This window comes from Delftia sp. PX-1, assembly GCF_055797465.1.
This window is the reverse complement of sequence record NZ_CP184763.1, coordinates 838,720-861,648: the sequence shown is the minus strand read 5'-3', so window position 1 is coordinate 861,648 and position 22,929 is coordinate 838,720. Positions and strand designations below refer to the sequence as shown.

General features: G+C 68.6%; 22 protein-coding genes. 13 read left to right on the top strand and 9 right to left on the bottom strand.

All coding sequences use genetic code 11. The annotated features are described in order from the left end of the window. Positions 1-40 precede the first annotated feature (40 nt). The 3 genes from ACN20X_RS04000 to ACN20X_RS03990 all read left to right on the top strand — a co-directional run bounded on the left by ACN20X_RS04000 (position 41) and on the right by ACN20X_RS03990 (position 2,490). Complete coding sequence (locus ACN20X_RS04000; RefSeq protein WP_034348266.1) at positions 41-1,234, top strand: phosphoglycerate kinase; 1,194 nt, start codon at positions 41-43, stop codon at positions 1,232-1,234. 120 nt (positions 1,235-1,354) lie between these two features. After that, positions 1,355-1,894, top strand: coding sequence for a hypothetical protein (locus ACN20X_RS03995; protein ID WP_016454259.1), 540 nt, complete (start codon positions 1,355-1,357; stop codon positions 1,892-1,894). Beyond that, positions 1,891-2,490: a FlgO family outer membrane protein gene (locus ACN20X_RS03990; RefSeq protein ID WP_016449354.1), complete on the top strand. Its 600-nt coding sequence runs from the start codon at positions 1,891-1,893 to the stop codon at positions 2,488-2,490. The genes ACN20X_RS03995 and ACN20X_RS03990 overlap by 4 nt, the downstream gene beginning before the upstream one ends. Before the next feature lie 74 nt (positions 2,491-2,564). Here the strand turns inward: ACN20X_RS03990 and ACN20X_RS03985 are convergent, their stop codons facing one another. Beyond that, the gene (locus tag ACN20X_RS03985; protein WP_026062986.1) at positions 2,565-3,446 is read right to left on the bottom strand and encodes a DMT family transporter; all 882 of its coding nucleotides are present in this window, start codon (positions 3,444-3,446) and stop codon (positions 2,565-2,567) included. Positions 3,447-3,534: 88 nt separating this feature from the next. On the opposite strand from ACN20X_RS03985, the gene pyrF reads away from it, so the two are divergent. From pyrF to ACN20X_RS03965, 4 genes are all read left to right on the top strand, one after another. Next, entirely contained in the window at positions 3,535-4,362 is an 828-nt protein-coding gene (gene pyrF, locus ACN20X_RS03980; RefSeq protein ID WP_016449352.1) for an orotidine-5'-phosphate decarboxylase, read from the top strand. 20 nt (positions 4,363-4,382) lie between these two features. Beyond that, positions 4,383-5,288, top strand: a complete 906-nt coding sequence (locus ACN20X_RS03975; protein ID WP_012202755.1) for a LysR family transcriptional regulator — start codon at positions 4,383-4,385, stop codon at positions 5,286-5,288. Positions 5,289-5,443: 155 nt separating this feature from the next. Continuing rightward, entirely contained in the window at positions 5,444-6,427 is a 984-nt protein-coding gene (locus ACN20X_RS03970; protein WP_034366202.1) for a Bug family tripartite tricarboxylate transporter substrate binding protein, read from the top strand. Between the two features lie 7 nt (positions 6,428-6,434). Beyond that, positions 6,435-7,412, top strand: a complete 978-nt coding sequence (locus ACN20X_RS03965; RefSeq protein WP_016454260.1) for a M14 family metallopeptidase — start codon at positions 6,435-6,437, stop codon at positions 7,410-7,412. Positions 7,413-7,433: 21 nt separating this feature from the next. Here ACN20X_RS03965 and ACN20X_RS03960 read toward each other — a convergent pair whose 3' ends face one another. Both ACN20X_RS03960 and uvrA read right to left on the bottom strand, forming a co-directional pair. After that, on the bottom strand, positions 7,434-8,588 hold the full coding sequence (locus ACN20X_RS03960; protein ID WP_473210307.1) for an NAD(P)/FAD-dependent oxidoreductase: 1,155 nt from the start codon (positions 8,586-8,588) through the stop codon (positions 7,434-7,436). Between the two features lie 8 nt (positions 8,589-8,596). Continuing rightward, positions 8,597-11,704, bottom strand: coding sequence for an excinuclease ABC subunit UvrA (uvrA, locus tag ACN20X_RS03955; RefSeq protein ID WP_016449348.1), 3,108 nt, complete (start codon positions 11,702-11,704; stop codon positions 8,597-8,599). A 273-nt stretch (positions 11,705-11,977) separates the two neighbouring features. On the opposite strand from uvrA, the gene ACN20X_RS03950 reads away from it, so the two are divergent. From ACN20X_RS03950 to ACN20X_RS03925, 6 genes are all read left to right on the top strand, one after another. Then, a complete protein-coding gene (locus ACN20X_RS03950) occupies positions 11,978-13,153 on the top strand; it encodes an MFS transporter (protein ID WP_034348262.1) in 1,176 nt (391 codons plus the stop codon). A 159-nt stretch (positions 13,154-13,312) separates the two neighbouring features. Beyond that, on the top strand, positions 13,313-13,879 hold the full coding sequence (gene ssb, locus ACN20X_RS03945; protein ID WP_016449346.1) for a single-stranded DNA-binding protein: 567 nt from the start codon (positions 13,313-13,315) through the stop codon (positions 13,877-13,879). Positions 13,880-13,965: 86 nt separating this feature from the next. Further along, entirely contained in the window at positions 13,966-14,463 is a 498-nt protein-coding gene (locus tag ACN20X_RS03940) for a hypothetical protein (RefSeq protein ID WP_016449345.1), read from the top strand. A 326-nt stretch (positions 14,464-14,789) separates the two neighbouring features. Then, positions 14,790-16,244 carry a SulP family inorganic anion transporter gene (locus tag ACN20X_RS03935; RefSeq protein ID WP_413540522.1) on the top strand — a complete coding sequence of 485 codons (1,455 nt, stop codon included), beginning with the start codon at positions 14,790-14,792 and terminating at the stop codon, positions 16,242-16,244. Positions 16,245-16,640: 396 nt separating this feature from the next. Then, a complete protein-coding gene (locus ACN20X_RS03930; RefSeq protein ID WP_227469571.1) occupies positions 16,641-16,949 on the top strand; it encodes a hypothetical protein in 309 nt (102 codons plus the stop codon). A 2-nt stretch (positions 16,950-16,951) separates the two neighbouring features. After that, positions 16,952-17,644, top strand: a complete 693-nt coding sequence (locus ACN20X_RS03925; RefSeq protein ID WP_016449342.1) for a hypothetical protein — start codon at positions 16,952-16,954, stop codon at positions 17,642-17,644. A 33-nt stretch (positions 17,645-17,677) separates the two neighbouring features. Here the strand turns inward: ACN20X_RS03925 and paaE are convergent, their stop codons facing one another. The 6 genes from paaE to paaK are packed head-to-tail and all read right to left on the bottom strand — an operon-like array spanning position 17,678 to position 22,826. Further along, entirely contained in the window at positions 17,678-18,775 is a 1,098-nt protein-coding gene (paaE, locus tag ACN20X_RS03920) for a 1,2-phenylacetyl-CoA epoxidase subunit PaaE (protein ID WP_016449341.1), read from the bottom strand. Next, the gene (paaD, locus tag ACN20X_RS03915) at positions 18,772-19,341 is read right to left on the bottom strand and encodes a 1,2-phenylacetyl-CoA epoxidase subunit PaaD (protein ID WP_473210306.1); all 570 of its coding nucleotides are present in this window, start codon (positions 19,339-19,341) and stop codon (positions 18,772-18,774) included. The genes paaE and paaD overlap by 4 nt, the downstream gene beginning before the upstream one ends. Further along, complete coding sequence (gene paaC / locus ACN20X_RS03910) at positions 19,341-20,123, bottom strand: 1,2-phenylacetyl-CoA epoxidase subunit PaaC (protein ID WP_016454265.1); 783 nt, start codon at positions 20,121-20,123, stop codon at positions 19,341-19,343. The genes paaD and paaC overlap by 1 nt, the downstream gene beginning before the upstream one ends. Before the next feature lie 13 nt (positions 20,124-20,136). Further along, a complete protein-coding gene (gene paaB, locus ACN20X_RS03905; protein WP_461608784.1) occupies positions 20,137-20,442 on the bottom strand; it encodes a 1,2-phenylacetyl-CoA epoxidase subunit PaaB in 306 nt (101 codons plus the stop codon). After that, positions 20,439-21,461 carry a 1,2-phenylacetyl-CoA epoxidase subunit PaaA gene (gene paaA / locus ACN20X_RS03900; protein WP_012202742.1) on the bottom strand — a complete coding sequence of 341 codons (1,023 nt, stop codon included), beginning with the start codon at positions 21,459-21,461 and terminating at the stop codon, positions 20,439-20,441. Before paaA ends, paaB begins: the two co-directional genes overlap by 4 nt. A gap of 45 nt (positions 21,462-21,506) precedes the next feature. After that, positions 21,507-22,826 (bottom strand): phenylacetate--CoA ligase PaaK, encoded by a 1,320-nt coding sequence (gene paaK / locus ACN20X_RS03895; RefSeq protein ID WP_473210305.1) that lies wholly within the window; start codon positions 22,824-22,826, stop codon positions 21,507-21,509. Positions 22,827-22,929: the final 103 nt, after the last annotated feature.

The following is a 22,929-nucleotide window of genomic DNA, read 5'->3' as shown; positions in this document are numbered from 1 at the left end:
CAATTCCATGGCGATCGCCACCGATCGCAACGCCGCCGTCATGAACATTCTCCGTTTCTCCGATCTGTGCGCCCAGGGCAAGGCCCAGGGCCAGCGCGTCTTCATCCGCGCCGACCTCAACGTGCCCCTGAACGATGCCGGCGAGATCACCGAGGACACGCGCGTGCGCGCCTCCGTGCCCGCCATCGAGATGGCACTGAAGGCCGGCGCCGCCGTGATGGTGACCAGCCACCTGGGCCGTCCCACCGAAGGCGAGTTCAAGCCCGCCGATTCGCTGGCGCCCGTGGCCCGCCGCCTGGGCGAGCTGCTGGGCCGCGAAGTGCCCCTGGTCGCCGACTGGGTGGACGGCGTGCAGGTGGCGCCCGGCCAGGTCGTGCTGCTGGAGAACTGCCGCGTGAACGTGGGCGAGAAGAAGAACAAGGAAGAACTGGCCCGCAAGCTGGCCGCGCTGTGCGACATCTTCGTGCACGACGCCTTCGGCACTGCCCACCGTGCCGAGGGAACCACCTACGGCATCGCCCAGTTCGCGCCCATTGCCTGCGCGGGACCGCTGCTGTCGGCCGAGATCGACGCCATCACCAAGGCCCTGGCCAACCCGCGCCGCCCGCTGGCCGCCATCGTGGCCGGCTCCAAGGTGTCAACCAAGCTGACCATCCTGCAGTCGCTGGCCAAGAACGTGGACCAGCTCATCGTGGGCGGCGGCATTGCCAACACCTTCATGCTGGCGGCGGGCCTGAAGATCGGCAAGAGCCTGGCCGAGGCCGACCTGGTCGGCGAGGCCCGCGCCGTGATCGACGCCATGGCCGCACGCGGCGCCGAGGTGCCGATTCCCACCGACGTGGTGGTCTCCAAGACCTTTGCGGCCGACGCGCCCGCCACCGTCAAGAAGGCCACCGAAGTGGCTGACGACGACATGATCCTGGACATCGGCCCCGAGACTGCCGCCCGCCTGGCCGAGCAACTGCGCAAGGCCGGCACCATCGTCTGGAACGGCCCCATGGGCGTGTTCGAGTTCGACCAGTTCGCCAACGGCACCAAGGTCGTGGCCCAGGCGATTGCCGAGTCCGACGCCTTCAGCATCGCCGGTGGCGGCGATACCCTGGCCGCCATCGCCAAGTACGGCATCGAGGACCAGGTCGGCTACATCTCCACGGGCGGCGGCGCCTTCCTGGAAGTGCTGGAAGGCAAGACCCTGCCTGCCTTCGAGATCCTGCAAAAGCGCGCCAACGGCTGAGCACGGCAACATCCGGATACGGGGCACTTTCTTGTCAGTGCCTCGCGGCGAAGCCACAATCGACACTTTACGCAGCTGCAGCAATCCGCCGCAGCGCGCCCCCGCACCGAGGAGAAATCCATGCGATCGTTCAAATCCGCCGGCGGCCTGGCCCTGGCGGGCCTCTGCCTGGCCCTGGCGGGCTGCGTCAATGCACCGATGACCAGCTACTTCGAAGCCACGGCCCAGCCCAAGATCGGCGCTGCCGGCCACTGGGACTCCGTGGCCAACGATGTCGTCGCCAAGACGCTGGAGACACTGCAAAAGACCGGCATCGAGCGCACCACGCCGGTCCACGTGGCCCTGCCGGCCGAGCCCAGCCCGTTCGACAAGGGTTTTCGTGAGCTGATCATCACCAAGCTCGTGCAAAGCGGCGTGACCGTCATGCTGCAGCCGGCCCAGGCCCAGCTGCAGGTGAGCTACGGCGCCCAGGTCGTGCGCCACGGCAAGCGCCTGCCCAACCCCGAACTCGTGCTGACGACGACGGTGGTGCGCAACAACCAGTACCTGGCGCGCAAGACCGACGTCTACTACCTCGAAAAGAGCGACGCCGTGCTGTTCACGGCCGAGGATGAGCGCCCCGAATTCCCCGCCAAGAACCTGAAGGTGGTGGGCCAATGACGCTGCGCACGCCCCTCCTGCCGGCCGTGCTGGCTGCGGCGGCCCTGCTGTCCGCCTGCGCCGTGCCCGCCCCCGCGCCTTCGCCCGAGTTCTCGGCCGCACGCCGTGGCGAGCCCACCTACCAGTCGGCCGCAGCCAACCCCTTCATCGCCAGCAGCCGCGCTGCCGTGGACGAGCTGGTCAAGGGCCTGAACACCGAGGAACTGGGCGAGGCGCCCGTGCTCGTGGCCACCGTGGTCAACGTCAACGACCTGACGCGCTCGGCCCCGCTGGGCCGCACGCTCAGCGAGCTGTACGCCTCCCAGCTGTCCGCCAAGGGCTACAACGTCAAGGAGCTGAAGCTGCGCGGCGATGTGTACGTCAAGGAAGGCACGGGCGAGCTGCTGCTGTCGCGCGAGATCAAGGACATCGCCCGCAACCACAATGCGGCCCTGGTCCTGGTGGGCACGTACTCGGCGGCTGCCAAGTACACCTATGTGAGCCTGAAGCTGGTTCGCACTGACGACAGCCGCATCGTGCGCAGCCACGACTACGCGCTGCCCAACAACATCGACATCCAGCGCCTGCTGGGCGCCCCGGCCACGGCGCAACGCTGAGGCCCTGCAGCCTGACTGCGCCCGTGTGCGCAGTCAGGCTGCGTCTTCTTCTCCCGACCTTCCCCTGCTTGCCCTCAGCGGCCGCGCGCCGGCCACAGCACCGAGGCGATGGCCACCACCATCAGCGCCACGGCCGTCCAGTCCTGCCAGTGCAGCACCTCGCCCAGCCACCAGGCGCCGCTGAACACGCCCAGCACGGGGATCATCATCACGCTCAGCGTGGACGCCACGGGCGGCAGGCTGCGCGCCAGGAAGAACCAGACCGTCTGGCCAAAGCCCAGCACCAGCACACCGTTGAAGACGATGGCGCCCGTGGCCTGGGCATCGGGCCAGTGCCACAGGTGGCGCTCGAAGACGAAGGCCAGCACCGTGAGCGTCAGCGCGGTCAGCGCCACCATCCACAGCGTCATCGTCAGCAGGGGCACGGGCACCTCGGCGCGGCGCAGCTTCTGCGTGCCGAAGGCCCAGCTCAGCGCGGCGGCCAGCATCAGGCCCACGCCGATGGGGCGGCTGCCCAGGGCGCCGACCTCGTGCCACAGCAGCAGGAGCACGCCCGCCAAGGCCGCCGCCACACCCGCCCAGGCACGCGGCGCCAGCCGGTCATGGAAGAACAGGCTGCCCAGCACGGCCGAGAAGATGGGCATGGTGTAGCCCAGGATGGCCGCCCGCCCGCTGGACAGCATGGGGATGGCAATGATGATCAGGCTGTTCCACAGCACCATGTTGAACAGCGTCAGCTGCGCCAGCCGGGGCCAACAGGCGCGCGGCACGGCCAGCGGCAGGCGGCGCCAGACCACGAAGGCCGCCAGGATGGGCAGCCCCACCCACATCGAGGCCATGCGGAAACTCAGCGGCGGGAAATGCTGCACGCCCAGCTTCATCACCGGCCAATTGATGCCCCAGATCAGGGTCAGCGCGATCAGCAAAAGGATTTGTCGGGCGGTGAAGGCAGGCATAGGCCGCCGATTGTGCCCATGGGCCGCCAAACCCGCTGGATGCCCGGCGACAGGCCCCGGGAAGGGCCGATCGCTAAAATCGCGCCCCATGACCTTTCTCGACATGCTGCGCAATGCCACCGCCCAGAACCAATCCATGCTGTGCGTGGGCCTGGACCCCGAACCCAGCCGCTTTCCTGCGGCCATGCGCGGCGATGCAAGCAAAATCTACGAATTCTGCGCCGCCATCGTCGAGGCCACGGCCGACCTGGTGAACTCCTTCAAGCCCCAGATCGCCTACTTCGCGGCCCACCGCGCCGAAGACCAGCTGGAAAAGCTCATGGCCCACATGCGCGCCGTCGCGCCCCATGTGCCCATCATCCTGGACGCCAAGCGCGGCGACATCGGCTCCACCGCCGAGCAGTACGCCAAGGAAGCCTTCGAGCGCTATGGCGCCGACGCCGTGACCCTGTCGCCCTTCATGGGCTTCGACTCCATCACGCCCTACCTGCAGTACGAGGGCAAGGGCGCCTTCCTGCTGTGCCGCACCTCCAACCCCGGCGGTGACGACCTGCAGGCGCAGCGCCTGGCCGACCTGCCGGGCCAGCCCCACCTGTTCGAGCATGTGGCGCGCCTGGCGCAAGGCCCCTGGAACACCAACGGCCAGCTCGGCCTGGTGGTGGGCGCCACGCGCCCGCAGGAGATCGAACGCGTGCGTGAATTCGCGCCCTCGCTGCCGCTGCTGATTCCCGGCGTGGGTGCCCAGGGGGGCGATGCCGTGGCCACGGTCAAGGCGGCGCGCATCGGCGGCGGCCCCATCATCATCAATTCCTCGCGTGCGGTGCTCTATGCATCGCAGGGCGACGACTTCGCTGCCGCCGCGCGCACCGCCGCCCAGGCCACGCGCCAGACGCTGCAAGACGCAGCCGCTGCCTGAGACGGCAGGGAAGCCCGGCCATGCAAGGCAAATGGCTGGAAGACTTCCTGCTGCTGGCCCAGGAGCGCAGCTTCACGCGCGCGGCCGAGCTGCGCCATGTCACCCATCCGGCCTTCGGGCGGCGCATCCGCGCGCTGGAGGCCTGGGCCGGCACACCCCTGGTCGAGCCCGGCGGCGGCCCCGTGCGGCTGACGCCGGCCGGCGAAGCCTTCCGCGATACGGCCGAGCAACTGGTGCGCACACTGGCCCAGTCGCACGATGAACTGCAGGCCGTGGCCGGGCGCCAGGCCCGCGTGATCACCCTGGCCACGGGGCGCACGCTGGCGCGCACCATCGTGGCCGACTGGCTGACGCGCCACGGCAGCGTGCTGCAGACGGCCGAGCTGCGCGTGGTCACGCGCACGCTGGACGAGACCGTGGCCATGCTGCAGCGCGGCGAAGTCAGCTTCACGCTGGTCTACCACCACGCCGCCATTGGCGTGCGCCTGGACGGCCGCCAGTTCAGCTACCTGACGGTGATGCAGGACAGGCTGGTGCCCGTGGCCCGCGCCGATGCCCAGGGCCGCCCGCTGTACGAGCTGTCGGCCAGCCACCAGCCCGTCGCTCCCGTGCCCTACCTGGCCTTCTCGCACAGCATGGCCCTGGGCCGGCTGGTGGAAGACCACCTGGCCCGGCATCCGCTGGCGCCGCGCCTGCGCCGCTGCGTGGACTGCGACTCGGCCGACGCCCACTACGAATACGTGCTGCGCGGCCTGGGCCTGGCCTGGATGCCGTGGTCCATGGTGCGCGGCGACTGCCAGGCCGGCCGCCTGGCCGTGGCCGGCGACCCGGGCCTGGAAGTGCACTTCGACGTGCGCCTGTACCGTCCCAAGCGCCACCTGGGCCCCGCGGCCGAGCAGTTCTGGAGCGACATCACGGGCGCCTGACGGGTGCATGCATGCGCCCTCCTGGTGCAAACCCGCACCGCGCTGTGGAACAAGCGGGTTTTGGTGCTGCAATGGCTCCGCCTCGTGCCGAATCAGCACCAAATGCCTTGGTAGTCCTTCGCACAATCAATCTCATACATTTCAGGAATAACTCCATGCCCAGCAACTCCCTCCTGCGCCGCACCGCCCTGGCCTGCGGCCTGCTGATCGCCGCCACCGGCAGCGCCTTGGCCGACGACGCCGCCAGCTACCCCAACCGCGCCATCACCATGATCGTGGGCTACCCCGCCGGCGGCAGCACCGACCTGGTGGGCCGCTTCGTGGCCGATGGCCTGGCCTCGCGCCTGGGCCAGCCCGTGGTGGTGGAGAACCTGGGAGGAGCCGGCGGCGCCATCGGCGCGCAAAAGGCCGTCAAGGCCACGCCCGACGGCTACACGCTGTTCGTGGGTGCCAACAACGAGCTGGCCATCGCCCGGCTGATCAACAAGAGCATCAAGTACTCCATCGGCGACTTCACGCCCATCGGCATGATCGGCTCCCAGCCCATGGTGCTGGTGGCCTCGCAGAAGGCCGGCGTGAAGACAGCCGCAGAGTTCAGCGCCCTGGTGGCCAAGAACCCGGGCAAGTTCAGCTACGGCAGCTCGGGCGTGGGCACGGCACTGCACCTGGCCGGCGAGATGGTCAAGGAGCAGGGCAAGCTGCACATGACCCACATCCCCTACCGTGGCGTGGCGCCCCTGACCACGGACCTGGTGGGCAACAACATCGAGTTCGGCATGTTCGTGCTGTCCTCGGGACTGCCCCAGATCCGCGCGGGCAAGGTCATCGCCCTGGGCACGACGGAGGCCAAGCGCTCGGCCATCACGCCCGACATCCCGGCCCTGTCCGAGCTGCCCCAGTACAAGAACGTGGACATCAACGTCTGGTTCGCGCTGATGGCGCCCAAGGGCCTGCCCGCACCCGTGGCCGCCAAGGTCAAGAAGGCGCTGGACGAGACCATGGCCTCGCCCGAGTTCCGCAAGAAGATGGAAGAGTCGGGCTCGGTCGTGGCCGATCCCAAGACCGATGCCGGTAAGTACATCAACGCCGAGATCGCCAAGTACACAAAGATCGTCCAATTTGCCCACATCGAGAACTGAGCCAGCCATGGACGCTTTGCGATTTGACCTTCCCCTGCCCGACCTGAGCGCCTGGCGCGCAGGCAATACCGGTACCGAGGGCGTGTGGCAATTCGACTCGGGACGCCCGGGCCGCCACGTGATGATTTCCGCGCTGGTGCACGGCAACGAGATCTGCGGCGCCTGGGCCGTGTCCGGGCTGCTTCAGGCCCTGCACAACGGCCTGGCGCTGGACAACGGCCGCCTGACCCTGGTGCTGGCCAACCTCGATGCCTTCGACCGCTTCGACGCGGCCAGCCACGATGCCTCGCGCTTCGTGGACGAGGACATGAACCGCCAGTGGATAGACGCACGCATCGACGAGGGCAGCACCCGCGAACGCCGCCGCGCCGCCGCGCTGCGCCCCTTCGTGCAGCAGGCCGACTGGCTGCTGGACCTGCATTCCATGCACGAGCCCTCGGCCCCGCTGCTGCTGACCGGCATGCAGCCGCGCAACCGCGATCTGGCACGCCAGATGGGTGCGCCGGCGAACATCGTCGTGGATGCCGGCCACAAGGACGGCACGCGGCTGCGCGACTACGGGCGCTTCGGCCTGCCCGACGCCGAGGCCGGCGACTCGCGCTCGCTGCTGATCGAATGCGGCTTCCACGGCGATCTGGCCAGCCGCGACGTGGCGCACGACCAATGCCTGCGTTTCCTCGAAGTGGCCGCCATCTTCGACAACGGCGCGTTGCACGCCGCCCTGCCCGGCTGGAAGCAGGCCGACGCACCGGCCCAGTGGGCGCTGGAAGTCACGGCGCCCGTGGTGGCCAAGAGCAGCGGCTTTCGCTTCACGGCGCCGTTCACGGGGCTGGAGCGTTTCGAGAAGGCCGGCACGGTGATCGGCGACAACGATGGCGAGCCGGTGATCACGCCCTATGGCGACTGCGTGCTGGTCATGCCCTCGGTGCGCCAGGCGCGTGCGGGCGTGACCGTGGTGCGCTTTGCGCGGCGCTCGCCGCTCTGAGCGGCACGCTTCAACCGAACCTCAGCCGCGCTGGCAGCGCGCAGGCGACAGCCGTTCAGGCTGCACGCCCTGCGCGGCCAGGCGCGCATCCAGCGGCTCGCCGCGCAGCAGGTTGCGCGCCAGCAGGCTGTAGCCGAAGGCGCTCTGTATGCCGTAGCCGCCCTGGGCGGCCACCCAGAAAAAGCCCGGCAGCGGCGCAGGCGAGGCATCCCAGCCCACGGCCATCTCGCCATCGGCCACAAAGCTGCGCAGCCCGGCCCAGGTGTGGGAGGGGCGGCGGATCTGCAGCGTGGTCACTTCCTCGATGCGCCAGATGCCCGTGGCCACGTCCAGCTCCTCGGGCGCCACGTCCTGCGGCGCCACGGGGTCGGCGTTGGCGGGCGAGCCCAGCAGCTGGCCTGCATCGGGCTTGAAGTAAAAGCCCTCGTCGGCGCTGATCACGGCGGGCCAGTGCGCGGCGTCCATGCCGTCGGGCACGGCAAAGGTGAAGGCACTGCGCCGCTTGGGCACCAGGCCGATGGGCGCTGCGCCCGCCAGTGCGCCCAGCGCATCGGCCCAGGCGCCGGCCGCGTTGACCACGCAGCGCGCGCGCACCTGGCTGCCGTCGGCCAGGTCCACGGTCCAGACACCTGCGGCATGCGCCAGCGCACGGACCTCGGCGCTGCAGCGCAGCTCGCCGCCGCACTGGCGCAGGCCGCGCAGGAATCCCTGGTGCAGGCCATGCACGTCGATGTCGCGCGCGCCGTCGTCCGCAAAGCCATCGACCAGCAGCGTGGTGTTCAGGCAGGGCACCAGGGCCTTGAGTTCATCGGGGCCCAGGCGCCGCGCCTGGGGCGAGTGCAGGAGCGCCTCGGCATGGGCGGCATCGAGCAGGTCCTTCTGCGCGGCCGTGCCCACATAGAGCACGCCGCGCGGCGCCAGGATGGGCGCCTGCACAAAGCCTTGCGGCGGCTGCTCGTAGAAGGCGCGGCTGGCGCGCGTCAGCGCCTGGACTTGCAGCGGGCCATAGTGCTCCTCATACAGCGCGGCCGAGCGGCCCGTGCTGTGGTAGCCGGGCTGGGATTCGCGCTCCAGCACCAGCACCGAGGCGCCGCCATCGCGCGCCAGCTGCCAGGCCACCGAGGCACCGGCCATGCCCGCGCCCACCACCACGAAATCAAGGATGCTGCTGTCCATGGCCGGCCTCACTGTGCTTTCCGGCGACCAGCCTTGGCCGCTGCAGGAGCCGACACCGACGCTGCCTCCAGATAGGGCCGCAGGTAGCGCCCCGTATGGCTGGCCGGGTTGGCCGCCACGTCCTCGGGCGTGCCCGTGGCCACCACCTGGCCGCCGCCCGAGCCGCCTTCGGGGCCCATGTCGATGATCCAGTCGGCCGTCTTGATCACGTCCAGGTTGTGTTCGATGACCACGATGGTGTTGCCCGCATCGCGCAGCTGCTGCAGCACCTTGAGCAGCAGGGCGATGTCGGCGAAGTGCAGGCCCGTCGTGGGCTCGTCCAGGATGTAGAGCGTGCGCCCCGTGTCGCGCTTGGACAGCTCCTGGGCCAGCTTGACGCGCTGCGCCTCGCCGCCCGACAGCGTGGTCGCGCTCTGGCCCAGCCGGATATAGGACAGGCCCACGTCCAGCAGGGTCTGCAGCTTGCGGGCGATGGTGGGCACGTCCTTGAAGAAGGCATGGGCGTCCTCCACCGTCATCTCCAGGATCTGGGAGATGTTGCGGCCCTTCCACTGCACCTCCAGCGTCTCGCGGTTGTAGCGCTGGCCGTTGCAGATGTCGCAGGGCACGTAGACATCGGGCAGGAAGTGCATCTCCACCTTGACCACGCCGTCGCCCTGGCAGGCCTCGCAGCGGCCGCCGGCCACGTTGAAGGAGAAGCGCCCGGGGCCGTAGCCGCGCTCCTTGGCGGTGTTGGTCTCGGCCATCAGGTCGCGGATGGGCGTGAACAGGCCCGTGTAGGTGGCCGGGTTGCTGCGCGGCGTGCGGCCTATGGGCGACTGGTCCACATTGATGACCTTGTCGAAATAGCCCATGCCGATGATGTCGTCGTGCGGCGCGGCCTCGCCGCCGGCACGGTGGATCTGGCGCGCGGCCTCGGTATAGAGCGTGTCGTTGACCAGGGTGCTCTTGCCCGAGCCCGAGACGCCGGTCACGCAGGTCAGCAGGCCCACGGGAAAGTCCGCCGTCACGCCCTTGAGGTTGTGGCCGCGTGCCCCCACCACGCGCAGGGCCTGCAGTTGCGGCGCAGCCGCGCCGGCCTCGGCCGGATGCTGGCCCGTGCGTGCGGGGAAGCCCTTGGCAGGAGACCGGACCTCGCCCTCGGCCGGCGCCTCGACCACGGGCTGCCAGGGCGTGCGCCGCGCAGGCACTTCGATGCGCTGGGTGCCCGCCAGGTAGCGGCCCGTGGGCGAATCGGGGTTGGCGCGCACCTCTTCGTAGCTGCCCTGGGCCATGACGCGGCCGCCATGCACGCCCGCGCCCGGCCCCAGGTCGATGATCTGGTCGGCCGCGCGCATCATGTCCTCGTCGTGCTCGACCACGATGACGCTGTTGCCGATGTCGCGCAGGTGCTGCAGCGTGCCGATGAGCTTGTCGTTGTCGCGCTGGTGCAATCCGATGCTGGGCTCGTCCAGCACATACATCACGCCCGTCAGGCCGCTGCCGATCTGGCTGGCCAGGCGGATGCGCTGGGCCTCGCCGCCGGACAGCGTGTCGGCCCCGCGCTCCAGGCTCAGGTAGCTCAGGCCCACGTCGTTGAGGAACAGCAGGCGCGAGGCGATCTCGCGCACCACCTTGCCCGCGATCTCCGCCTTGGCGCCCGACAGCTGCAGGGACGCGCACCAGGCATGGGCCTCGGCCAGCGTGGCATGGCCCACCTCGTAGATGGCGCGGGCCTGCTCGCCCTCGCCGATGCGCACGAAGCGCGCCTCGCGGCGCAGCCGCGTGCCGCCGCAGTCGGGGCAGACGGCGACGCTGCGCAGCCGCGCCAGGTCGTCGCGCACCACGCTGGACTCGGTCTCGCGCCAGCGCCGCGTGATGTTGGGGATGATGCCCTCGAAGGGATGGCTCTTGACCAGGGTCTCGCCCTTGCGCGCGCCGCTGTCGAAGACATAGGTGAAGGGCATTTCCTCCTCGCCCGAGCCCCACAGCATCACGTTGCGCACCTTCTCGGGCAGCTCCTCGAAGGGCAGCTCCACATCGGCGCCATAGTGGCGCGCCACGCTCTCCAGCATGGAGAAGTAGTAGCCGTTGCGCCGGTCCCAGCCCTTGACGGCGCCGCTGGCCAGGCTCAGCGTGGGAAAGGCCACCACGCGCTCGGGATCGAAGGACTCCGTGCAGCCCAGGCCGTCGCAGCCCGGGCAGGCGCCCATGGGCGAGTTGAACGAGAACAGGCGCGGCTCCAGCTCGGGCAGCGAATAGCTGCACAGCGGGCAGGCGAACTTGGCGCTGAAGAGGTGTTCCTTGCCGCTGTCCATCTCCAGGGCGATCACGCGGCCGCCGGCGTCGGCGCCGCCCGCGCGCAGGGCGGCCTCGAAGCTCTCGGCCAGGCGCTGCTGGGCGTCGGCGCGCACCTTGAGGCGGTCGATCACCACGTCGATGTCGTGGCGCTCGTTCTTCTCCAGCGCGGGCAGGGAATGGGACTCGTGGATCTTGCCGTCGATGCGAAAGCGCACATAGCCCTGGGCCTGCATCTGCGCGAACAGCTCGGCGAACTCGCCCTTCTTGTTGCGCGCCAGCGGCCCCAGCACCATGAGGCGCGTGTCCTCGGGCAGGGCCAGGGCCGCATCCACCATCTGGCTGATGGTCTGGGACTGCAGCGGCAGGTTGTGGTCGGGGCAGTAGGGCGTGCCGGCGCGTGCGAACAGCAGGCGCAGGTAGTCGTTGATCTCGGTCACCGTGCCCACGGTGGAGCGCGGGTTGTGGCTGGTGGCCTTCTGCTCGATGCTGATGGCGGGCGACAGGCCCTCGATCAGGTCCACATCGGGCTTGTCCAGCCGCCCCAGGAACTGGCGCGCATAGGCCGACAGGCTCTCCACATAGCGGCGCTGGCCCTCGGCGTACAGGGTGTCGAAGGCCAGGCTGGACTTGCCCGAGCCCGACAGCCCGGTGATCACCACCAGCCGGTTGCGCGGAATGTCCAGGTCGATGTTCTTGAGGTTGTGCGTGCGCGCACCGCGGATGGCGATGCGTGACTGCGCCAGCGCCTGGCCGAGGTAGCGGCCGTCGGGCTGGGAGCGGGAGTCGGCGGCCCGGTCCAGGCCGCCGTCTTCGGAAATCGTGTGGGAACCAGGCATCGGGAAAACCCCTGCGAAGGCGAACCCGCCATGATAGGTCAGAACCCGTGCCACCGCATGGCGGCTCGGTCTGCGGGGCGGCTGGGCCTTCTGCGGCGCCCCTTCACAAAACTGTCTTGCACTGCCTTGCATAACCCAGCCACCCCGCAGCGCCGGCCTATGGGCGAGAATGGCGGATTGCTTGCCCCCACAACAGTGCACCCCGTGCTCGATTCCCCCACACCCGTCCACGGCGCCCAGGCGCCAGCCCCCTCCTCGGCCGCATCGGGCCGCATGACCTCGCAGGAACGCCGATCCAGCGCCAGCCTGGCGCTGATCTTTGCGCTGCGCATGCTGGGCCTGTTCCTGGTGCTGCCGGTGTTCGCGCTGGAGGCCCGCAAATACCCGGGCGGGGATGATCCGGCCATGATCGGCCTGGCCATGGGCCTGTACGGGCTCACCCAGGCCGTGTTCCAGCTGCCGCTGGGCCTGGCTTCGGACCGCTTCGGGCGCAAGCGCGTCATCGTCGCCGGGCTGCTGGTCTTTGCTGCGGGCAGCCTGCTGGCGGCCACGGCCGACTCGCTGCTGGGCCTGATGTGGGGCCGGGGCCTGCAGGGCGCGGGCGCCGTCTCCGCCGCCGTGACCGCGCTGCTGGCCGACCTCACGCGCGACAGCGTGCGCACCAAGGCCATGGCCATGGTGGGCGGCAGCATCGGCCTCATGTTCGCGCTGGCCCTGGTGCTCAGTCCCCTGCTGGCGGCATGGGGCGGGCTGCCCGGCATCTTCGGCCTGACCTGCGCCCTGGCGCTGGCGGGCATTGCCGTCGTGCTCTGGGTCGTCCCGCCCGAGCCCGCGCGCCACGCCGACCAGCCGCGCGGCCGCATGGCCGAGCTGTGGCGCCATGGCGACCTGGTGCGCCTGAACCTGGGCGTCTTCGTGCTGCACACCGTGCAGATGTCCATGTGGGTGGCCGTGCCCGCCATGCTGGTGCAGGCAGGCCTGGACAAGCAGGCGCACTGGCATGTCTACCTGCCGGCCGTGGTGCTGTCCTTCGCCGCCATGGGCGGCCTGTTCGCCATGGAGCGGCGCGGGCGCCTGCGCGCGGCCCTGCTGGGCGCCATCGCCCTGATCACCCTCGTGCAGATCGGCCTGGGCCTGCTGGCGGCCGGCGGCACGCAGCCGCCGCTGTGGGCCATGGCCGTGCTGATGTTCGTGTTCTTCTGCGGCTTCAACGCGCTGGAGGCCACCCAGCCCAGCTTGGTCTCGCGCATGGCGCCGGCTCCGCTGCGCGGCGCGGCGCTGGGCGCCTACAACACGCTGCAATCGCTGGGCCTGTTCGCAGGCGGCGCGCTGGGCGGCGCCGTCGCCAAATGGGCCGGCATGCCGGGCCTGTTCACCCTGACGAGCGTCCTGGCCGTGCTGTGGCTGGTCGTCACCTGGCCGCTGCGCCCCGTGGGCCGCCACGGCTGAACGGCAGTTTTCCGACGGTTACAAACTGCTGCAGCCAGCCGCTGCACCGGCATATCCGCCCCCTGCCAACGGCGGACGGCTTGCGGCACAATGGCGCGTCTGGCCCGGGATCCATCCTTCTATGCCCGGGCCACTTCTCTCTGTAAAGGTATTTCACTCATGGCATCCGTCAACAAGGTCATCATCGTCGGCAACCTCGGGCGCGACCCCGAAATGCGCACCTTCCCGAGTGGCGATCAGGTGGCCAACGTGACCATCGCCACCACCGACCGCTGGCGCGACAAGAACACGGGCGAGAACAAGGAAGCCACCGAGTGGCACCGCGTGGTCTTCAACGGCCGCCTGGCCGAAATCGTGGGCCAGTACCTGCGCAAGGGCAGCCAGGTCTATGTCGAAGGCAGCCTGCGCACGCGCAAGTGGACCGATCAGGCCTCCGGCCAGGAACGCTACGCCACCGAAATCCGCGCCGACACCATGCAGATGCTGGGCAGCCGCCAAGGCGGCGGCGGTGGCCAGCAAGGCGGCGGCTATGGCGATGAAGGCTATGGCGACAGCGGCTACGACGCCCCTCCCCAGCAGCAACAGCGCCGCCCGGCCCCTGCCCCCATGGCAGCGCCCGCACCGCGCCAGGCCCCTGCCCAGCGCCCCGCTCCCGCACCCATGGCTCCCCCGCCGCAGCGCGCAGCCTCGGGCTTTGACGACATGGATGACGACATTCCGTTTTGATTCGGACCATCAAGGTTCTTGAGCATCCAGACCCGCTTTCCCCGGAAAGCGGGTTTTGTTTTTCCAGGCGCCCGACGACAAATCCCATGCTCCTGCCGCGTGCCAGAACCCTGTTGTGGAGTCTTGTCCTGTGCCTGCCGCTGGCCGTGTTCGGCTGGCTGGCTGCAGCCCTGTGCCTGATCTCGCAGGAGGACTACACGCCCGAGCCCGGCAGCTTCACCTACTACATCGGCATCTCGTCCCTGGTGCGCCATGCGCCGCTGGTGGGCGCGCTGGGCAAGGCGGAGTACTTCGGCACCGTGGGCGACGGCAACAAGCCGCCACACGGCCTGGTGTCCTATGACGTGGAGTTCGCAAGCATTGGCCCCGCCACGCACGCCTTCGATGCCTACCTGCTCGGCAAAGGCTATTCCCGGAGTGCGGACGACGAAACGCCCGGCCCCTCCTACGGCATGGGGCGGCGCGTTCGCCATGCCAGGTACACGGCGGCTTCGGGCCAAGTCGTCTACGTGGAAGTGGTGCAGGCCTCGTCGGCCGAGCAAGGCCCTGTGCGCTACCGCGCCACCATGGCGCACTACGACTGATTGCGGCCAGGGGTCCATCCCGCGGCAGGCAGCACCCCCTCGTACAATCGCGCCCGTGATTTCAGTCCACCGGCACCGTCAACCCGAGGCTCGCCAAGCGCGCAGCCGCGATGCCGCACGCCTTCACAGCTTCACGCTGGCCCGCATCGCGCGCGGCTCGCAGAGCCGGCGCTCGGGCTGCACCCGCCTGGCGCCGCCGTAGCACGGCCGAACCGTACAAGCCGCCAGGTTGTTTCGGGCATCGCCCGACGCCCGGCATGTTCATTCCCGTCTACAAAATCCTGCCCCGCCCTGTCACATCCAGCGCGGCGGGGCTGGCCATTTCCATGTCGAAACACCCGCATCCCTTTCGCGCCGAGTGGGCGCCCAGCATTCCGCGCGAGCTCATGGCCGGCGCCGTGGCCACCTTTGCGCTGATCCCCGAGGTCATCGCCTTCTCCTTCGTGGCTGGCGTCGATCCTGCCGTCGGCCTGTTCGCCTCCTTCATCATCAGCATCGTCATCGCCTTCACCGGCGCGCGCCCGGCCATGGTGTCGGCGGCAGCGGGCTCGGTCGCCCTGGTGGCCGCTCCGCTGGTGCATGCGCATGGCGTGCAATACCTTTTTGCGGCCGGCATTCTTGCGGGAGCCGTGCAGATCCTGTTCGGCCTGCTGCGCCTGGGCGTGCTGATGGGCTATGTGTCGGGCTCGGTGCGCACGGGGTTCGTCAATGCGCTGGCCATCCTGATCTTCTCGGCCCAGATGCCGCACCTGATCGGCGCCAATGCCGCCACCTGGGCCATGGTGGGCGCCGGCCTGCTGATCATCTACGGCCTGCCCCGGCTGACCACGGCCGTGCCCTCGCCCCTGGTCTGCATCGTGGTGCTGACGGTGGCGGCGCATTGGCTGGACCTGCCCCTGAAGACGGTGGCCGACCTGGGCCTGCTGCCGGACGGCCTGCCCAGCTTCGGGCTGCCGCAGGTGCCGTGGTCGCTGGAGACGCTGCGCCTGATCGCCCTGCCCGCGCTGGCGATCGCCATGGTGGGATTGCTGGAGTCCATGATGACGGCCAGCGTGGTCGATGAACTCACGGACACGCCCAGCTCCAAGAACCGCGAGTGCAGCGGCATCGGCGTGGCCAACATCGCGGCCAGCCTGTTCGGCGGCATTGCCGGCTGCGCCATGATCGGCCAGACCGTGGGCAATGTGCGCTACGGCGGCCGGGGCCGGCTGTCCACGCTGTTCGCGGGCGCCTTCCTGCTCATCCTGATGGTGCTGCTCAAGCCCTGGGTGTCGCAGGTGCCGGTGGCGGCGCTGGTGGCCATCATGGTGATGGTGTCGGCCTCCACGCTGGACTGGGGATCGGCCCGCGCCCTGCTCAGGCACCCCAAGCTGTCCAGCGCCGTGATGCTGGCCACCGTGGTGGTCACCGTGGCCACGGACAACCTGGCCGCCGGCGTGGGCGTCGGCGTGCTGCTCAGCGGGGTGTTCTTCACCTTCAAGGTCTCAAGGCTGCTGTCCGTCGAGAAGACGCAGGACGGCGCAGGCCTGACCTACCGCGTCTCGGGCCAGGTCTTCTTTGCCTCGGCCGATCAGCTGGTCGATGCCTTCGACGTGCGGGACATCGAAGGCCGGCCCGTGCGCATCGAACTGACCAACGCCCATTTCTGGGACATCACGGCCGTCAATGCGCTGGATAAGGTCTGCCAGCGCCTGCGCAAGCACGGCAGCACGGTCGAGGTGACGGGCCTGAACGAACACGGCCGGGCACTGGTGTCGCGGCTGGATATCGGCATCGAGTAGGAAACCTGCCCCGGGCATGGTTTCCCTGCGCTGGCAGACCGCTTGCTTTCCTGGGGCAGACGCGGTCTGCTCTTTCGCAAAGAGAAATCCGTCAAATATCGAATGGGTCATTCAGAAAATTCTCTATTTCAAAGAGTTACTCTTTTGAAATAAAGATTCCAGCCCGCTCATTTAGGATCTGGACCGCTGTCACCTCCCCGAACCCGTTCCATCTCTTCCATGCGACTCAGATCCGTTATCTTGGGCCTTGTCCTCCTGGTCTTTGCCGCATCCGCATCCTGGTTGGCCGTGTATGGGTTTCTCATCTCCCAGGAGGACTACTCGCCTGAGCGGGGATCGCTCAGATATTACGTAGGCATCTCTTCCCTGATACGCAATGCGCCAGCGACAGGGACGATGGCGCAGCCCACCTACTTCGGCTCCGTCGGTGATGGCAACAAGCCCCCGCAGTCCGAGATGACCTTCGAGACCAGCGCCAAGGACATCACCGAGGCCACTGCGGCCCTCACCAGCTACCTGCGCCAGAAGGATTTCCACCAGAGATCCATCGAAGCCGGAAATGCCGCCGCATCGTTTGTCCCCGAGGGAGAGCGCCTTGTCCAATACGCGCAATACGCGTCATCGGCCGGCGAAGTTGCCGTACTGGCGGTCACCCAGGCAATCGCAACAGGCCTGTGCAAGGTCACGCTCACCCATTACGACTGAACATGTCCAGCAGATCCCACATACCCCGAAGACTCATCTATACCTGCAACTGCGGATGGATTGACCTGGGCCACCTCCAATCGGTCGAGAGCCATCGCAATCGCTACGCCAGTGCGGCCTATCTCTGGAAAGACATACTGCATGAGCGCGGCATCGGGATTCCCGGTCACTCCGACAGCCATCTGATTCAATACAAGCAATCCATGGGCCGCTTTGGCCTGACCCAGGAATTTGCCAAGTTCTATCTCGTCAAGAAAGGCCTGTCTCTTTCAGCGAAGCGCTCCGTGGCCCTGGCCATATTCATGGAGGTTTCCATGGGCTTCGAGAGCCTGCAGGCATCCATGTCGCTCCTCACAGACAGTGGATTCAGCCAGGAAGACCTGGTTTCCAACCTGATTGGCTTCTACATGGTCGTGCACGGGGCACTGGACTGGAAGAATCTGTGCAAGCCGGTTTCCACCGAGGCATCGCTGGCCGTCTGGGACGCCAACGGTCCCGTGGGAAGCCATAAAAACAAAGTCTTCCAGCCGCAGTTCCACGCCTGCGAGGAATGCAAGAGCAAGCACCATGTGCAGCTGCCGCGCTTTCCTTCCGCGTTTCAGTCCATACAGCCCGCATCCAAGGGTCTGCATTTCATCGAAGCATCTGATGGGCTGCCAGTGCCAAAGCACATGCTTTCGACACTGTTTCCCTGAGTCTTCCTGCCCTGCGCCAGAACGCAGGCGCCCTCACCGCTCATCGAACGACAGCACCACGCGCTCGGTCAGCGGATGCGCCTGGCAGGTCAGGACAAAGCCGCAGGCGACCTCGTTCTTGTCGAGGGCGAAGTTGCGCTCCATGCGCACCTCGCCCTCGACCACCTTGGCGCGGCAGGTGCCGCAGACGCCCGAGGTGCAGGAATAGGGCACTTCCAGCCCGGCCGAGGAGGCCGCGTCCAGGATGCTGGCCTGGCCGCGCGTGAAGGGGATCTCGCGCGAGAGGCCGTCGCGCACCAGGGTGATGCGGGCGGTGGCGGCGTCGCCGGGCTGGGCCTCGTGCACCACGGCGCCCACCGTGCCCTGGCCTGCGGCCGGCAGGGCCACGCCGAAGCGCTCGATGTGGATGCGCTCCTCGGGCACGCCGGCGGCCAGCAGGGCGGCCTCGGCCTCGTCGTTCATCTGGAAGGGTCCGCAGATGTAGACATGGTCGATGTGCGCGGCCGGCACCACGCCCTGCAGGAATTCGGCGATCTTGGCTCGGTCCATCACACCCATGTTCAGCGGCAGGTCGGTGTGCTCGTCCGAGAACACATGCTGCAGCGACAGCCGCGACATGTAGCGGTTCTTGAGGTCCTCGATCTCCTCCTTGAACATGGTGGACTGCAGCTGGCGGTTGCCGTAGATCAGCGTGAAGCGGCTGGCGGGCTCGCGCGCCAGCACGGTCTTCATGATGGACAGGATGGGCGTGATGCCGCTGCCGCCGGCGATGCCCACATGGTGGCGCGCGGCCCCGGGCTCGATGGGCACGAAGAAGCGGCCCTGGGGCGCCATGACCTGCAGCGTGTCGCCGGGGCGCAGATGCTCGTTGATCCAGTTGGAGAACTGGCCGCCGCGCACCTTGCGCACGCCCACGCGCAGCTCGCCGTCATCCACGCCTGCGCAGATGGAGTAGCTTCGGCGCAGGTCCTGGCCGTCGATCTGGTGGCGCAGCGTCAGGTACTGGCCCTGGGTGAAGCCGAAGACCTCGCGCAGCGCGGGCGGCACGTCGAAGGAGACGACCACGGCCTCGGCCGTGTCGGGCGCAATGCTGCGCACGCGCAGCGGGTGGAACATCGTGGTCGTGGTCATATCGGCTTGAAGTGTTCGAAGGGTTCGCGGCAGTCCAGGCAGCGGTGCAGGGCCTTGCAGGCCGTGGAGCCGAAGGCCGACAGCCGCTCGGTGTGCACGCTGCCGCAGTGCGGGCAGGCAACGGGCTCGGGCACGGCAATGCCCTGGCGGCGGCGCACCAGGCGGATGGGCGAGGTGCCTTCCGGCAGGCCGGAGTCGCCACAGCGCCCGGGCGGCGCGATGCCGTACTCGCGCAGCTTGCGCCGGCCGTCGTCGCTGATCCAGTCCGTGGTCCAGGCCGGGGCGCGGCGCAGCACGGCGCGCGCGGGGCCCAGGCCTGCGGCCTCGATGGCATCGAGCACGCTGCGCTCGATGACCTCGGTGGCCGGGCAGCCCGAGTAGGTGGGCGTGAGCACGATCTCCATGCCCTGGCCTTCGGGCAGGGCATGGACCTCGCGCACGATGCCCAGCTCGCAGACCGAGATCACGGGCACCTCGGGGTCGGGCACGTCCTGCAGCGCGGCCCAGGCCAGACGCTCGCGCTCGGCCGAGGCGGATGTGACGGCCACCAGCCGTGCGGCAGCCATCACCACACCCCGCCCGGATAGGCGCGCTGCAGGTGCTGCATCTCGGCCAGGATGAAGCCCATGTGCTCGCTGTGAACGCCGTTGCGGCCCGTGCTGCGGAAGGCGGATTCGGCCGGCATGTCCAGCGTGGCCTCCTGCAGCAGGGCGGCCATTTCGGCCTGCCAGGGCTCGCGCAGCTCGGACCAGGCCGGGCCCAGGCCGCTGGCGCGTGCGGCGGCGTCCGTGGCGTCGTCGGTGAACAGCTCAGCCGCATAGCGCCACAGCTGGGCCAGCGCCGCCTCCATGCGCTGGCGCGATTCCTCGGTGCCGTCGCCCAGGCGCACCACCCAGTCGCCCGCGTGCTGCTCGTGGTAGCGCGCCTCCTTGAGCGCCTTGGCGGCGATGGCGGCCAGCTCGGCGTCGCTGGAGTGCACCAGACGCTCCCACATCAGGCGCAGCCAGGTGGCAGCCATGGCGTTGCGCAGCACGGTGAAGGCGAAGTCGCCGCGCGGCAGCTCGGCCAGCGTGGCGTTGAAGTAGTCGCGCTCGTCGCGCAGAAAGGCGAGCTGGTCCTCGTCGTGCGCGCGGCCTTCGAGCTGGCCGGCGCGCGTGAGCAGCGCGCGCGCCTGGCCGACCAGGTCCAGCGCCATGTTGGTCATGGCGATGTCCTCTTCGAGGATGGGCGCGTGGCCGCACCACTGGCCCAGGCGCTGGGCCAGGATCAGGCAGGTATCGCCCAGGCGCAGCAGGTACTGCACCTCGGGGCGGGCGTCGATGGCGATGGAGGAGGCGGAGGCGGTCATGGCAGCTCCCCGCTCACATGTGGTCCACCGAGGGCGGCAGCTGGTAGAAGGTCGGATGGCGGTAGACCTTGTCCTGGGCCGGGTCGAAGAACATGTCCTTGTCGCCGGGGTCGCTGGCCACGATCTGGTCCGAGCGCACCACCCAGACGCTCACGCCCTCCTGGCGCCGCGTGTAGACATCGCGCGCCATCTGCAGCGCCATCTGCGGGTCGGCCGCATGCAGGCTGCCGCAGTGCTTGTGGTCCAGGCCGGCCTTGCTGCGGACGAAGACTTCCCACAGCGGCCATTCGTTGGTGATGTTCTGTTCGGCGGCGGTCATGCGGCCTCCTTGCGGGTCTGGTTTCTCTGTGTCTGCTTGCGGGCATGGGCCAGGGCGGCCTCGCGCACCCAGGCGCCTTCGTCCCAGGCCTTGACGCGTGCGCCCAAGCGCTCGCGGTTGCAGGGGCCGTCTCCGGCGATCACGCGCCAGAACTCGTCCCAGTCGATGGGGCCATGGTCATGGGCCTGGCGGGCCTCGTTCCATTTCAGGTCGGGGTCGGGCAGGGTCACGCCCAGCACCTTGGCCTGGTCCACCGTGGCGTCGATGAACTTCTGGCGCAGCGCGTCGTTGGAGATGCGCTTGATGCCCCAGCGCATGGACTGCGCGCTGTTGGGCGACTGGTCGTCGGGCGGGCCGAACATCATGATGGACGGCCACCACCAGCGGTTGACGGCGTCCTGCACCATGGCCTTCTGCGCCTCGGTGCCCTGCTGCATCATGGTCAGCAGCGCCTCGTAGCCCTGGCGCTGGTGAAAGCTCTCCTCGCGGCAGATGCGCACCATGGCGCGCGCGTAGGGCGCATAGGAGCAGCGGCAGATGGGCACCTGGTTCATGATGGCCGCGCCATCCACCAGCCAGCCGATGGTGCCCATGTCGGCCCAGGTCAGCGTGGGGTAGTTGAAGATGGAGCTGTACTTGGCCTTGCCCGTGTGCAGCGCGTGCAGCATCTGGTCGCGGCTGCTGCCCAGCGTCTCGGCGGCCGCGTAGAGGTACAGGCCATGGCCGCCCTCGTCCTGCACCTTGGCCAGCAGGATGGCCTTGCGCTTGAGCGTGGGCGCGCGGCTGATCCAGTTGCCCTCGGGCAGCATGCCGACGATCTCGCTGTGCGCATGCTGGCTGATCTGGCGCAGCAGCGTCTTGCGGTAGTTGTCGGGCATCCAGTCCTTGGCCTCGATGAATTCGCCGGCATCGATGCGCTCGTCAAAGCGCTGCTGCAGGCGCATTTCGTCGGCCGAGCGCACGGCCTTGCCGCCATCGCCCGCTTCCTTGCCCATGGTGTCCATGGCCTGGGTGTACATGTGCGATCTCCTTGAATGAAATGGTTGACGACGGCCGGCGGTGCCTCAACGCGGCCGCTTGTCGTACACGCGCCGGGCCTTGCCGGTCTGCGTGCGCTCGATGGTGTCGGGATCGAAGACGCGCACCGCCGTGGAAATGCCCACCAGGGTCTTGATGCGCTGCTGCACCCACTGCGCGATCTCGCCGCGCTCGGCATCGCCCAGGCCGCGCCGCTGCGGCTGCAGCTCGCAGTGCACCTCGACGGTGTCCAGCAGGCCTTCACGGCTGATGTGCATCTGGTACAGGCCCGTGAGGCTGGCATTGGCCAGCACGATTTCCTCGATCTGGGTCGGAAAGACGTTGACGCCGCGGATGATCATCATGTCGTCGCTGCGCCCCACGATCTTGCCCATGCGCCGGAAGCTGCGCGAAGTCGGCGCCAGCAGCCGCGTCAGGTCCCGCGTGCGGTAACGAATGATGGGCATGGCTTCCTTGGACAGCGACGTGAAGACCAGCTCCCCCTCGCTGCCGTCGGGCAGCACCTCGCCCGTGTCCGGGTCGATGATCTCGGGATAGAAATGGTCTTCCCAGATCACCGGCCCGTCCTTGCTCTCCACGCATTCGCTGGCCACGCCCGGGCCCATGACTTCGGACAGGCCGTAGATGTCCACGGCGTCCAGCCCCGCCTTGCCCTCGATCTCGCGGCGCATGGCCTCGGTCCAGGGCTCGGCGCCGAAGATGCCGATCCGCAAAGAGCTCTCGCGCGGGTCCATCCCCTGGCGCTGCATCTCCTCCACGATCACCTGCATGTAGCTGGGCGTGACCATGATGATGTCGGGCCGGAAATCCTGGATCAGCTGCACCTGCTTTTCGGTCTGCCCGCCCGACATGGGCACCACCGTGCAGCCCGCGCGCTCGGCACCGTAGTGCGCGCCCAGCCCGCCCGTGAACAGGCCGTAGCCGTAGGCCACATGCACCATGTCGCCGGGCCGCCCGCCCGCCGCGCGGATGGAGCGCGCCACCAGGTTCGCCCAGTTGTCGATGTCATTCAACGTGTAGCCCACCACGGTGGGCTTGCCCGTGGTCCCCGAGGAGGCATGCACGCGCGCCACCTTCTGGCGCGGCACGGCGAACATGCCGAACGGATAGTTCTCGCGCAGGTCCTTCTTGGTGGTGAAGGGAAAGCGGGCCAGGTCGGACAGCGTGCGCAGATCGGAGGGGTGCACGCCCTTCTCGTCGAACGCGCGGCGGTAATACGGCACATGGTCGTAGGCATGCTGCAGCGACCAGCGCAGGCGCTGCAGCTGCAACGAGGCGATCTCGTCGCGGCTGGCGGTTTCGATGGGGTCGAGTTCGCCGGGGGCGGGGCGCAGGTCTTTGTTCATCGGGGTTCTGGCGTCGTGAGGCAAGGGGTTCGGAATAATTGACCGACCGGACGGTAGGATTATAAGATGCAGCTTTCTTGAGCAACAAGGCTTGTTGTCCGGT